Source organism: Streptomyces soli (assembly GCF_003999195.1).
GTDB lineage: Bacteria > Actinomycetota > Actinomycetes > Streptomycetales > Streptomycetaceae > Actinacidiphila > Actinacidiphila soli.
In genome coordinates, this window is record NZ_RJVR01000047.1 from 18,588 (window position 1) to 30,768 (window position 12,181).

The window sequence follows — 12,181 nt, forward strand, 5'->3', positions numbered from 1 at the left end:
GTCTGGGTCACACGGCTGAACCGGGGCCCGGGAGTGCGTCGACGTCGTTCGCGTGCATCGGCTCGCCGCAGTGGGAGCAACGCAGGTCGACGCTGCTGACCTGGCCGCACGCGTGGTGGCGGTAGAGCACTGGTGGGCCGGCCTCGCCCGCGAGCCATTTGTCTCCCCAGCCGGTCATGACCATGAGCAGGTCGACCAGCTCGGCGCCCTTCTCCGTCAGGTGGTACTCGTAGCGCGGTCGCCGGTCGTAGGGATGGCGCTCGAGCACGCCTTGGTCGACGAGGTGGTTCAGCCGCTCGGTCAGGACCTTGCGCGAGATCCCGAGGTCGGCCTGGATCTGGTCGAACCGGGTGAGCCCGACCCACACGTCACGCAGGACCAGCGGTGACCAGGGCTCCCCGATGACGTCGAGCGTACGTGCGATCGAGCACGCCATCCCGTCGAAGTTCGTGCGCTGCATGGAACCAGTCTAGCGATGTGGGTTCCCTAAGGGAACTTCGACTGCTACGGTCATAGAGTCTCTTTAAGGAACCCCAGGAGGGATCACGGACATGAGCAAGGTCTTGAGCGCCCATGCGGTGTCGGTCGACGGGTACATCACCGGCCGCGAGCCCGGCGCCGGTCGCGGACTCGGCGACGGGACGATGCTCTTCGACTGGTACTTCGACGGCGACACGCCCAGCCAGGTGTTCGACGGGTTCAGGCTGAGCGAGCCCAGCGCCCCGGTCTTCGACGCCCTCGCCGCACGCGTGGGCGCCGTCGTGGCGGGACGCAACACTTATGAGGACTCCGACCATTTTGGCGGCGGCGGCCCTCACCCGACGGCCCGGCTGTTCGTCCTCAGCCACCGGCCGGCGCCGGAGATGACCGAGCGGCAGACCCTTGTCACCACCGGCATCGAGGACGCGGTCGCGGCGGCCCGCGAGGCCGCCGGCGACAAGGACGTCGGCCTCATGGGCGGCGGCGTCGTGACCGAGGCGCTCAAGGCGGGACTCGTCGACGAGGTGGTCCTCCACCAGGTGCCGGTCCTGCTCGGCGGCGGTCGGCCATTCTTCCAGTCGCTCCCCGAGCACGTGCGCCTCCGCCTCGTCGAAGCCGTCCCGGCGCCCGGCGTCACCCACCTCCACTACGAGGTCGAGCGATGACCCTCGTCACCGGCGAAGCCGCGTCGCTCGCCGACAACCACCACCGTCACAAGCCCACCCAGAGCCCACACCAGGAGATGACCACGATGCTCGACCCCAACGTGCGCCGCGTGCTCGACGGCACCTCGATCGCCCACCTTGCCAGCGCCCTGCCCGACGGCGCCCCCCACTCCGTCCCTGTCTGGATCGGCACGCACGGCGACCACGTCGCGATCCTCACCGGCCCGGGCACCCGCAAGGCCCGCAACCTGCGCCGCGACCCACGGGTCGCGCTCTCCCTGACACCAGCCGACAACCCGTTCCAGCCGGTCATCGTCCGCGGCCGCGTCATCGAGTGGCTCGAAGGCGACGCCGCCTGGGAGATCATCGACCGGATCTCGACGAAGTACACCGGCGGCCCCTACACGCGCGACAAGGAGCGGGTCGTCGCGCTCATCGGACCCGACCGGCAGAGCATAGGCTGAGGCACCTCGACGCATGGCGCCGCGAGCATCCGCTTGGTCGAACCTCCAGGCGGATGCCGCGCCGGCTCGCCACATCCCAACAGTGGTCCAGGCTCGTGGCAACGCACCCTGGACGGCATCCGCCACCTGCTCGACCTCGGGCTGCCACCCCGCGTCGCCCTGACCCAAACGCAGGAGAACACGCCCGAGATCCCAGCGGTGTCCCCGGCTCCTGGCCGGACTCGGCCTGCCTGCCGACCACTTCGCCGTACGCCCTTTGCTGCGCCGCGGCTTCTCCCAGACCGGCGTGGAGATCGGCGAGGACTCCAGCATTCCCGAACTGACCGTCACCGCCGACGGCCTGCACTGGCACCCCGCCGCCGCCGACACGGCCACCAGCCCGGACATGCACCTCGCCCCCGTCGGAACCCCACTGGACGTGGGCAAACAACTGGTGACCGAGCGGTTCTTCACCGTCCGCCTCGCCGACGGCAGCCTTCCCCGCCCCGTCCACTGCGCCATCTGATCTGACCACCAGCACAAGCCAGTCACGCCGCGAGACCTACTCCATGCCGGGACCCGGGCGGGCTGCTCCTGACACCCGCGGGCACCCGGCAGATGGTGAGTTCACTGTGACCGGGTGAGAACGTCGGCCAGCTCCCGCAGGTCGTGCGCAGTGTGAGTGGGTGCGGTCATCACCCGCGGGTAGGGGGGTGCGCCACGTTGCAGCCATGCTGCCTGCAGGCCTGCGCGGCGCGCTCCGTCGATGTCCCAGGGATGGACGGCAACCAGCAGGGTCTCGGCGGGGTCGGCGGTCAACTGGTCGGTGGCGTAGCGGTAGGCCGCTGCCGCTGGCTTCCACGCCCGTACGGTACTCACGTCCAGCAGAGTCTCGAAGTGTTCGAGGAGTCCGGCTCGGGCCAGCAGGCGCTCGGTGGTGGCGGTGGCGCCGTTGGTCAAGGTGGCCAGGCGCAGACCGGCGGCATGCAACTGCTCGACGCCGTGGGGGACGTCGGGGTGTACGTCCAGGTTGCTGAAGCCGTCCAGGATGTGGGTCACCGCGTGGTCGAGGTCGCCGTTCCAGCCGTTCAGGCCGGGCAGCAGGCCGCGCAGCCCGGCCTCGGCTACGTCGCGGAAGTCCGCGTAGGCGCCGGCTGCGGTCAGGGCCAGTCCGTCACGCAGCACACCGGCGAACCAGGTCGCCAGCAGGTGGCCGGGCGCGCCCACCTCCTCGAACCGGCCGCGCAACGGGGAGAGGTCGCTCAGGGTCTCGTTGACGTCGAAAACAACCAGGCGTACTGGCGCATGCATGGTCTCTAGCTCCTTGGTTGTTGCCGCTGGCAGAGTGGCTCGCGGCGGGATCAGGTTCTGCGCAGGTCGGTGAGAGTAGCTTCCACTGCCCGGTGGAAGGTCGGGTACGCGTAGATCATGTGCCGCAGCCGCTCGATGGGCACCTCGGCCTGGATCGCGACCGCGAGGCCGTAGAGGACCTCGCCGCCGACCGGCCCGGTGGAGGTGGCGCCGACCAGCACGCCGCGGTCGGCTTCCTCGACCAGTTTGATCAGGCCCTCGTTGCCTGCCTTGTGGATCCAGCCGCAGGTGGAGGAGGGAAGCTGAGTAGTGCCGGTTTGTACGCGCAGACCCTGCTCCCGGGCGGCCTGCTCACTCAGGCCCACGGAACCGACTTCGGGGTCGGTGAAGGTCACCCGGGGCAGAGCGCGGTAGTCCGCGTCGGGTCCCGGCTCGCCGAGGATGGCGCGAACCACGATCTCCCGCCTGGTACAGGGCCACGTGGGTGAACAATCCCAGTCCGGTCAGATCGCCGACCTGTTGGGTGCCAAAAGTCTCGTACGTGCGCTGAGCTGGGGGTTCGGCGGACCGGCGTGATCTTGGTCAGGCGGCGTGCGGTACTCGTGGATCAGTCCGCCGAGGACGTCATGGCGCTGTCCCCGCTGCGCGGGGAAGGGGATGACGTCCGGGTTATCGGCAGGAGCACGCAGGTCCAGGGCCCGGTGCGGCCGTCCGGAGTTGTCGTGCTCGGCGTACTGGGCGAGGACTCGCCGGGCATGCTGCGCTGGTACTGGTGCTGTCGGGGTCAGGTTCTGCGCGTGCGGCCGGTCTGGTGTGCGGCCAGGTACACGGCCGTCGCGACGATCGCGACGAGGAACACGAAGCCGGCATACCCGACCGCGACGTTCGAGACGCCGACCGCGGGGACCAGGGCCCCGGCGGCGACGGCCGGCAGCCCGAAGGCGAGGAACGCGATCGTCAAAGCCGCCGCCATCACCGTCGCCAGCGCACCGGGCTCGGTCGCCGCGACCAGGTGTCGCAGCGACGCCTGGAAGGTCCCGCCGAACCCGAACCCTGCGATCACCGTTCCGGCCGCCAGCAAGGTCGTCGGGACGGTGGGAAGGACGATGGCCCACCCCGCGACACCGGCGCCGATGATCAGCGCGGGCAGGGCGATGATGATCGCCGTGTGCTCCCGCATCCGGATCAGCACCGCTCCGGCCAGGGCCGCGAAGGACAGGAATGCAGACAGCGGCAGTTCCCGGGCCAGCGGTGCCGCCTGCGGCCAGGCGGCTGCGAGCACGCTCGGCATCAGCGCCAGATACAGGCCGGCCATCGCCCACCCCGCGATCAGGGAGCCGACCACCGCGGTGAACGCCCGCCGGGTACCGCGCGGTACCCCCATCCGCGGGCGCAGCGAGGCCACAGCGCCGGAACGGCGGGGGTGCTTTTCCGGCAGCAGGAGCGTCAGCACCGTCGCGCAAAGAACTGCAGCGATGCTGATCCCGTACGCCAGCCCGGCCGGGCGCGCGGCGACCTCGATCGCGATCCCGCCCAGCAGCGCGCCGAGCGCCAGCGCGGCCGGCGGCAGCGCACCGGCCAGCACCGATGCCAGGCGCGTGTTGCCTGCCGGGGCGGCATCGACCAGCGCGGCCGCCAGCGCGGCGTTGCTGGTCCCGATGCTCACCCCCTGCAGCACCCGGGCGGCCACCAGGCCGGTGAACCCGTCCGCGCCCAGGAACATCACCAGCGCCGCAATCCCGCACAGGCACCCGGCCAGCAGCACCGGCCGACGGCCGACGTAGTCCGACAGCGCCCCGACGGTCAGCAGCGTCACCACGATCCCGACCACGTACGCGGCGAACACGACCGTGGTCGCCACCGGCGCAAGGTGGAACTGGCGGGCGTAGAGCGGGTAGAACGGCGAGGGGATCGCGGTCTGGCTCACCACAGCCAGGAACACGACGATCACCGCTGCGAACGCACCCCGCCCGGCAAGCCGCGGCGTCACCCCTCGACGGTTCACGCCGCCTGCCCCGGGCGCTGCGTGGCCCACGCCGCGGCGAGCACTTCACGTGCGGCCCAGGCGGCGAACCCCGTTGCCGGGCGGCCCAGGACCTGCTCAACCCCACCAGAGACGTAGGCGTCGGCACCGGTGCGGATCCCCTCCAGCATCGCCATCCGCCAACGCACGTACCCCTCCGGCGTGCCGGCCGCCCGCAACCGGGCAGCGTGCGCGGTCGGCTCCTCGGGCTCGAACCGCACCACAACCCCGGAGACGGCCGAAAGGATCGCCGCGGCCTCCTCGAACGTCAGCGCGGCCGGGCCCGACAGGGCGATCCGCTCCCCGGTCAACGCCCGGTCGACAAGGACCTTCGCGGCGACCTCGGCGATGTCGCGCACGTCGATGAACGGCTCGGCCGCCCCGCCCACCGGCGCGGTGATCAGCCCGCCGATGGGGACGAACATCGCCTCGGCGAAGTTCTGCGCGAAGTGCGAGGGCCGCAGCACCGTCCACGGGACCGGCCCCGATGCCAGTGCCCGCTCAGCGAGGTCCACCGCGCCGCCGGGAAGGAACTCCACCCCGCGCGCCGACAGCAGCACCGCATGCCGTACCCCCGCCGCGGCCGCAACCTCCAGGAACCCGGTCAGCGGGCCGCTCCAGTCCCGCGCGGAGCCGGGGCCGACGATAAACACCCCCTCCGCACCCGCGACTGCAGGCCCCCAGGTGGAGGTGTCCTGCCAATCGAACCGGGCCTCCGAACTCCGGCTCGCCGCCACCCCCTGGTGTCCCCGCTCTTCCAGCGCACCGATGAGGCGACGCCCGGCTTTTCCGTTTCCGCCCAGAACAACATAACGTGCCATGCCACCGACGCTATGAACCCGCCCGCGGATGATGGATAGGTGATCGGCCAGAGAATATTCGTATTCGTCTACGCTGGTGGGGTGGATGTGCTCAGCGACCAACTCGCCCGCGCCCGGGCGCGCGGTGCGGTGTTCTCCACCCTGCGCCGTATCGCCCCCTGGGGGCTGGGGTTCACCGGGCAGCGCCCCCTCACTGCGCACATCCTCCTCGACGGCACCGGCTGGCTGAGCACTGCCCGGGCAGAGCCGTTCTGGCTCGCCGCCGGCGACGTCGTCCTCGTCACCGCGGGAGACCCGTACCGGCTCGTCAGCGAGATCGGTGCCGACATCGAAACGATCACGGACGCCCGCCGCCGCGGCAGTGACCACGGGCCGGGACAGGCATCCCACATCCTGTGCGGGGCCTACGTGGTCGAAGGAAGCGTGGGGAAGAGCCTGCTGGGATCGCTGCCCCGGTTCGTCCGCATCCCGGCACACTCGCAGAACACCCGGCATCGCGACGCGGTCAGCCTGCTGGCCGCAGAGGCCGGCGGGAACGGGTCCGGGCAGCAGGTGCTGCTCGACCGGCTGCTGGACCTCAACCTGGTATACGCGCTGCGCACCTGGTGGCAGCAGGACGAGCGCCAGGCGCCCGGCTGGTACCGGGCGCTGACCCATCCGAAACTCGCACGGGTGATCCAAGCTATCCACGAACGGCCGGAGCACAAATGGACGCTGGAGGCGATGGCGCACACCGCGGCCATGTCACGGGCCGGATTCGCCGCCACCTTCAAAGAAGTCATCGGGCAAAGCCCCGGCACGTATCTGACCGAGCTACGGATGGGACGCGCCGAGGACGCACTGCTGCGCACCGACGCCACCCTGTCCACCGTCGCAACCAGCGTCGGCTACGGCAACGAATTCGCGTTCGCCACCGCTTTCCGCCGCACTCACGGCCTCCCGCCCGGCCAGTGGCGCGCCGCCCACCGCCGCACCACCAACCGCGAGCCCACCGACGACCACACACCGTGAGCCAGCGGCGCCGGCCGGAGCCGGCCCGGGTTCGTCAGTCGGTCGCGGGGGTGCGGCGGGGAAGCGGCGGCCGTCCGCTGCAGCACCTGCGCAGGCGCCTTCCCCGACCGCTGCGGCAGGGCAACAGCTGGCGCGAGGGCGCGCAAGGACCCGCGAGCCGTGCGCGGTCTCAAGTTCTCGGCCGCGCTCCCAGACAGGCTCGCCATCGCTACGGTCGCGGCCCGGCTGGCGGACTTCGAGGGAGCGCGAGCGGTGCTGGCAGAACCTGTCCGTTTCCACCATGTTGGTTTGAGCCGGCCCGTCGCGCATCCCCCGGCCGGCTGCCTGGATCCGCCCGGCGATTCGGGCGGCCTCGTTGCCGGACTTGCGGGCGGTGGCCACGAAGTGGGCATCCATGTCGGGCCCGTCCCATGCGCTGATGTCGCGGAGCGGGTTGGTGACGGGCACTGGCCCGTCGGGGATGCCCGTCACGTTGGACAGGTCCGGGACGGGGCCGATCGGGGGGACGCCGGCGTGCTGCTCCGCCAGCGCGGGCGGGTTGGGTTCACCGTGCGTCATGTGACTCCTTCGGTGTGGCGGGGCGGCCGGTAGGCCGACTGCTTCGCGCGGGTGGTGGGTTGGGGCGGTGTGGCGCGGGTTGCCGCCCGCGCCACACCAGGGCAGATCAGTCGGTCAGAGAGGTGATGCCGTAGTACATGTACTCGGGCATGGAGTGGATGTTGGTGCGCGTGGGCCACTCGACGGGGTGCTCGGTGACCATGCGGAACATGCGCCAGCCCTTCTCCGGCTCGGTCTCCTGCCATTCGAGGACCTTGCCCATTCCCGCCAGGGCGTCCCCCACCTTCAAGTTCTTGACCTGCGTCTTGTAGTGCGGTTTGCCGTGGCGGTCCTGTCCGTCGGGCTCGACGACGTGGCCGCGTGGGTGCGTGCTGAAGTCCATGAACGTTCCTCCGTAGTGGGTTGGGCCGGTGTGGCGCGGGTTGCCGCCTGCGCCACACCGGTGGTCAGCGTTCGGCGCGGTGAACGGCCAGGGCGAGCATCCGGACGCGTTCGGGCCACGTCAGCCGGTACAGGGACGGGTACTCCTGGGGCTGGCCGCCGACGGTGACCGTCCAGGGGTCGGCGCTCCAACTGGCCTGGGCGTAGTGGCGGATGACCACTGCGCGGCCGTCGGCGGTGAACTCGGCGCGGATGGCGCGGGGGCCGATGTGCCACGTCGGGCGCCCGTTCGCGTCGGCGGCGGTTTCCTCGACGTACGCCACGTCGGCGACGGCGTGCCCCCATGCGGCGACGGCGTCGGCAAGCTGCCGCGTGACCTGCTGCGCCCCGGTGAAGCTGGGCGGGGCGGGGAGGGTCTCGGGCACGGAGTACTGGCGGTCAACCCACGTGATCTCGGTGGTGTCCATGAGGGCGCTCCTTGGCGGGGAGGGGCCGGGGCCCGGGTGACCGGGCCCCGGTGGGGCGGTCACTGCTCGGGCTGGTCGTCCTCGGCGTGGTCGGTCGGGGCGACGGCGGCAAGGATGGTCTTTGCGGCGGCCATCACCCGGCTTCCGGCGGCCTTGATGGTCTCGGCGACGTCCTCGGGGGTTGTGCCTGCCCAGCCGGCCACGTACGGGACGGAGTAGGCGGCGGAGTCAAGGCCGAACACTCCGCACACCACGTAGGCGACGGACTCGGCCTCGGTCTCCATCCGGCCCCGGTGCTGCCGGTACTCGTCCATGTCCGCGACGTGCTCGCACTGGATGTGCGCGACTTCGTGGGTGAGGGTCTTGGCGGCGTGGGCGTCGTCGAGGGTGTCGCTCACGCGCACCGTGCGGGTGTCGGGGGCGGTCCATCCGTTGGCGGTGCCGGTGTCGCCGCGCTCGAGGGCGTAGCCGAGGGAGGTGGCGTGGGCGGCGAGGCTGTCCCACATGTGCGCGGGGGCGTCACCGGTCAGCCTCGGCGCGCCCGGGGTGACGGTGTCGGGCTTGCCGTCGTTGCGGGCGGTCTGCGTGATGATGGGCGTCGGTTTGTCGGTCGAGATTCAGCGTCGGTGTGTCAGTGATTCAGGGTGGGGGCGGCCTTGGCCAGGCCGGGGCTGGCTGGTGTTGTGCGGCTGACAGTGGTTGCCGATGTCGCGCTGACATTTTTGACGGATTGCCAGGTCATTGTGGTGGCGATCGGTATCACGGCTTGCTGTTTGCGCTGGTCAGCTGGGGGAGGCGGAGGCGTCGCAGCGGCCGGCCGGGCCGTCCCGGGCCTGCGCGACCGGCAGCTCGGCAGCGACGCTCGACTGGATCGAGACGGCGGTCGACACCGGGCAGGTCGACGTCGACGGCGAGCTGGCCCGACTCCTGCAAGGCGAGTAGTAGTGCCCTGCGCCTCCCAGCGCAGGTCCGCCGCCGCGGAACGGCACGCCGACACCGTCCGGTTCGTCCTGTTCGAGGCACGGCCGGCCCGGCTCGCCGGGCCTGTAGGGTGCCGAAAGTCACGCACTGAACCTCACCGGCGGTGGACGCTGACGGCATAGCCGCCGTCGTCGTAAGGGTCGGCGTCCCACGTGGCGAAGCGGTCGACGAAGGTGAGGCCGGCCGCGGCGCAGCAGGCGTCGTACTCCGACAGGGTGATGCTGGGCGGCACCGGCAGGTGGGCCTCGTCCAGGCCGAAGCCGGCGACGATCAGACCGCCCGGGCGCAGGGTCGCGGTCAGGCGCTCGACCACCGCGGCCTCGGTGTCAGCGGCGAGCAGCGGGAAGATGTTGCCTGCGGCGACCACGAGATCGAAGTCCGTGGCAATGTCGAGCACGGCCGGGTCGAACCCGGCCAGATCGGCCTGGAACCAGGGCAGTCCTGGCGCCTTCTTCCGCGCCACCGCCAGCATGGACGCATCAAGATCCACCCCGACACAGTCGTACCCGAGCTCCGCGAGCCGGATCATGACCCGTCCGGTACCGCACCCGGCGTCCAGCACCCGCGCTCCGGCAGGCACGAGCGCCGCGCAGAACCGCGCCTCGCCGTGCATGTCTTTCCCGCTACCGGCCAGGGCCGCGAACCGCGCGGCGTAGTCCTCCCCCGACGTCCCCCCGGTCAGCTCCTCCCAACGGCTCATGACGGCAAGCATAGGCCGACCGTGCGGCCGCTCGAAAATGCGATTCAGTCCTGTGAGCTGCGGCGACCCCACGAGATCAGGCAGAGTGGTGATACTCATTGATTCATCTGGCTCCGGTCCTGGCCGGGTGGAGGCTCGTCAGAAGTCAGCGGGGCGTCCGCCCGGTTCGGTGACGCGATGAGGGCATCAGCCCGAAGGCGTCCAGGGGAAGTGGACATTCCGCCACTGATGTGGAGATACCCGGGATTGTCTGCTGACGTACAACCACGGGCGCGATTCGCGGAGTCTCATGTGGCGTAGGGCACATCCACGCGCACACCTTCCACGGGGGAAGTCATGAGCGATCGCCGATTCACCGCGCGCGGTTTACGCGTCGCCGCCGCCGAGGCCGAGTTCGCACGCCACGTGCCGCAGCACGCGAGCAACGGGGAGGAGTCGGACCACCCCTTCTTCGCCAATTTCTCCAAGGCGCTGCCGCACGACAAGTTCGGCGAGGTGGACCCGGCCGCGTACGGCCTGCTGCGCCGCGCGGCCGCCACCGCCCGTCCCGAGGATTTCGAGCGGATCCCGCTGGGCGGCACCCGCAAGCTGGTCAATCCGCAGGCCGGCCTCGCCTTCGACCTGGAGGGCCCGGATCCTCAGGCCTTGGCCATCCGGCCGGCGCCGCGCATCGACAGCGCGGAGAACTCCGCGGAGATGGTCGAGCTGTACTGGATGGCGCTGTGCCGTGACGTGCTGTTCACGCGGTTCGACGCCAGTGAGCTGACCGCCGAGGCAGCGGCCGAGCTGAGTGGGCTGTCGGACTTCCGCGGGCCCAGGCAGGGCGGCGAGGTCACGCCGCAAACCGTGTTCCGGGGCATCACCCGCGGTGATGCCGCCGGACCCTACGTGTCGCAGTTCCTGCTCAAGGACATCCCGTACGGCACGCTGCTGATCCCGCAGCGGCTCGACACCCTCGTCCGTCCCACCGACCACCTCACCACCTTCGACGACTGGCTCGAGGTACAGAATGGCTTCGAACCGGCGGCGGACGAGCGGGACTTCGCGGTGCGTCGCTACATCCAGACTCCGCGCGACCTCGCGCACTATGTGCACTTCGACGCGCTGTACGAGGCGTACCTCAACGCCGCCCTCATCCTGCTCGGCAGCGGCGCACCCGTGGACGCGGGCAATCCGTACAACTTCTCGGGCAACCAGCTCGGCTTCGGTACCTACGGGGGCCCGCACCTGCTCTCGCTGGTCACGGAGGTGGCGACCCGCGCGCTGAAGGCCGTGTGGTTCCAGAAGTGGTGCGTCCACCGGCGGCTGCGGCCCGAGGAGTTCGGCGGCCGGATCCACCTGCAGATCCGCGGCCAGCGGGAGTACCCCATCGATCGCGAAGTGCTCGACTCCAACGCGGTCAAGAAGGTCTTCAGTGCCAACGGCGCCTATCTGCTGCCCCAGGCCTTCCCCGAGGGCAGTCCGGCGCACCCTGCGTACGGCGCAGGCCACGCCACCGTCGCCGGGGCCTGTGTGACCATCCTCAAGGCATGGTTCGACGAGGCGCACGTCCTCGCCGACCCGGTGGTGCCCGCCTCCGACGGCACCTCCCTCGTTCCCTACACCGGCCCCGACGCCGGCCGGCTCACCGTCGGAGGCGAGCTGAACAAGGTCGCCGCGAACATCGCCATCGGCCGCAACATGGGCGGGGTCCACTGGCGCACCGACTACAGCGAATCAGTGCGCCTCGGCGAGGAGGTGGCCATCGGGGTCCTGCGCGAGGCCAGGGAGGCCACCTTGGAGGATGCGCACTTCACCCTCAGCCGCTTCGACGGCACGACCGTCGCCATCTGACCCTTTGCAACACCGGGGGCCGGTACGGCAATCGCCGCACCGGCCCTTGGCATGGAGCGCATCCGCCACTGCGGACAGCACCACACCAACGTGCTTGCGTGCGATCGTCCACTCCTGCCACTCCTGCTCGGCCGCCGAGCTCGGCCGACCACGCCGGGCTCATCGCCTCACTGTTCGACGCCTCGAACTCAGCCTCGTCGCCTCATCACCCCAATGACCACCAGGGTCGCGCAACCGCTGAATGACGATCGCCCCCAGGAACCCTGGGGGCGATCGCTGTTCACATGTGCCTGCGGATCAGTTGTCGATCAGTCGATGCGGTCGCTCAGGCCACCACCTGCGGGTAGTCGCTGGGGAAGTCCCTGGGCATGCCGGGTACGTCGATGGTGCGCCGGTACACGCCGGCCAGGGGTCTGACCGGAAAATAGATCATCAGCCGGGCAGGCGGGAGCGTCCGGGCGGCGGAGCCGTCCGGACGGGGTGGTGACGGTTGTTCAGGCGGTGGTG

General features: G+C 70.6%; 14 protein-coding genes and 3 pseudogenes. 7 read left to right on the forward strand and 10 right to left on the reverse strand.

Features of this window, described 5'->3' with window-relative positions; translation table 11 throughout:
* Window positions 1–7 precede the first annotated feature (7 nt).
* Window positions 8–460 carry a winged helix-turn-helix transcriptional regulator gene (locus EFK10_RS02675; protein WP_127354164.1) on the reverse strand — a complete coding sequence of 151 codons (453 nt, stop codon included), beginning with the start codon at window positions 458–460 and terminating at the stop codon, window positions 8–10.
* Window positions 461–551: 91 nt separating this feature from the next.
* Between EFK10_RS02675 and EFK10_RS02680 the strand changes: the two genes are divergently transcribed.
* From EFK10_RS02680 to EFK10_RS02690, 3 genes are all read left to right on the forward strand, one after another.
* Window positions 552–1,145 (forward strand): dihydrofolate reductase family protein, encoded by a 594-nt coding sequence (locus tag EFK10_RS02680; protein WP_127354165.1) that lies wholly within the window; start codon window positions 552–554, stop codon window positions 1,143–1,145.
* Window positions 1,142–1,609, forward strand: a complete 468-nt coding sequence (locus EFK10_RS02685) for a PPOX class F420-dependent oxidoreductase (protein WP_240676940.1) — start codon at window positions 1,142–1,144, stop codon at window positions 1,607–1,609. Before EFK10_RS02680 ends, EFK10_RS02685 begins: the two co-directional genes overlap by 4 nt.
* A gap of 256 nt (window positions 1,610–1,865) precedes the next feature.
* Complete coding sequence (locus EFK10_RS02690; protein ID WP_127354166.1) at window positions 1,866–2,114, forward strand: hypothetical protein; 249 nt, start codon at window positions 1,866–1,868, stop codon at window positions 2,112–2,114.
* 101 nt (window positions 2,115–2,215) lie between these two features.
* Here the strand turns inward: EFK10_RS02690 and EFK10_RS02695 are convergent, their stop codons facing one another.
* The 4 genes from EFK10_RS02695 to EFK10_RS02710 form a co-directional block, all read right to left on the reverse strand.
* Window positions 2,216–2,899: a haloacid dehalogenase type II gene (locus EFK10_RS02695; RefSeq protein WP_127354167.1), complete on the reverse strand. Its 684-nt coding sequence runs from the start codon at window positions 2,897–2,899 to the stop codon at window positions 2,216–2,218.
* Window positions 2,900–2,949: 50 nt separating this feature from the next.
* Entirely contained in the window at window positions 2,950–3,354 is a 405-nt protein-coding gene (locus tag EFK10_RS02700) for a hypothetical protein (protein WP_240676941.1), read from the reverse strand.
* Window positions 3,355–3,683: 329 nt separating this feature from the next.
* On the reverse strand, window positions 3,684–4,889 hold the full coding sequence (locus EFK10_RS02705) for an MFS transporter (RefSeq protein ID WP_164835794.1): 1,206 nt from the start codon (window positions 4,887–4,889) through the stop codon (window positions 3,684–3,686).
* 11 nt (window positions 4,890–4,900) lie between these two features.
* Complete coding sequence (locus EFK10_RS02710; protein ID WP_240676942.1) at window positions 4,901–5,845, reverse strand: NAD(P)H-binding protein; 945 nt, start codon at window positions 5,843–5,845, stop codon at window positions 4,901–4,903.
* On the opposite strand from EFK10_RS02710, the gene EFK10_RS02715 reads away from it, so the two are divergent.
* Window positions 5,825–6,754, forward strand: coding sequence for an AraC family transcriptional regulator (locus tag EFK10_RS02715; protein ID WP_240676943.1), 930 nt, complete (start codon window positions 5,825–5,827; stop codon window positions 6,752–6,754). The two genes, EFK10_RS02710 and EFK10_RS02715, sit on opposite strands and share 21 nt — an antisense overlap.
* A 664-nt stretch (window positions 6,755–7,418) precedes the next feature.
* Here EFK10_RS02715 and EFK10_RS02720 read toward each other — a convergent pair.
* The 3 genes from EFK10_RS02720 to EFK10_RS02730 all read right to left on the reverse strand — a co-directional run bounded on the left by EFK10_RS02720 (window position 7,419) and on the right by EFK10_RS02730 (window position 8,666).
* Window positions 7,419–7,694, reverse strand: coding sequence for a hypothetical protein (locus tag EFK10_RS02720; RefSeq protein ID WP_127354171.1), 276 nt, complete (start codon window positions 7,692–7,694; stop codon window positions 7,419–7,421).
* Between the two features lie 64 nt (window positions 7,695–7,758).
* Window positions 7,759–8,160 (reverse strand): hypothetical protein, encoded by a 402-nt coding sequence (locus EFK10_RS02725; RefSeq protein ID WP_127354172.1) that lies wholly within the window; start codon window positions 8,158–8,160, stop codon window positions 7,759–7,761.
* Between the two features lie 59 nt (window positions 8,161–8,219).
* On the reverse strand, window positions 8,220–8,666 hold the full coding sequence (locus tag EFK10_RS02730) for a M78 family metallopeptidase domain-containing protein (protein WP_127354173.1): 447 nt from the start codon (window positions 8,664–8,666) through the stop codon (window positions 8,220–8,222).
* Between the two features lie 297 nt (window positions 8,667–8,963).
* On the opposite strand from EFK10_RS02730, the pseudogene EFK10_RS49400 reads away from it, so the two are divergent.
* Window positions 8,964–9,102 (forward strand): annotated as a pseudogene (locus EFK10_RS49400) (DUF6192 family protein); the annotation flags it as partial.
* Window positions 9,103–9,104: 2 nt separating this feature from the next.
* A pseudogene (locus tag EFK10_RS49405) lies at window positions 9,105–9,197 on the forward strand (RacP protein); the annotation flags it as partial.
* 38 nt (window positions 9,198–9,235) lie between these two features.
* On the opposite strand, the gene EFK10_RS02745 reads toward EFK10_RS49405, so the two are convergent.
* A complete protein-coding gene (locus EFK10_RS02745) occupies window positions 9,236–9,841 on the reverse strand; it encodes a class I SAM-dependent methyltransferase (protein WP_127354174.1) in 606 nt (201 codons plus the stop codon).
* Window positions 9,842–10,177: 336 nt separating this feature from the next.
* Here EFK10_RS02745 and EFK10_RS02750 point away from each other — a divergent pair, with 336 nt between their 5' ends.
* The gene (locus EFK10_RS02750; protein ID WP_240676944.1) at window positions 10,178–11,674 is read left to right on the forward strand and encodes a vanadium-dependent haloperoxidase; all 1,497 of its coding nucleotides are present in this window, start codon (window positions 10,178–10,180) and stop codon (window positions 11,672–11,674) included.
* 325 nt (window positions 11,675–11,999) lie between these two features.
* Here EFK10_RS02750 and EFK10_RS48415 read toward each other — a convergent pair.
* Window positions 12,000–12,181: pseudogene (locus EFK10_RS48415) on the reverse strand (hypothetical protein); the annotation flags it as partial.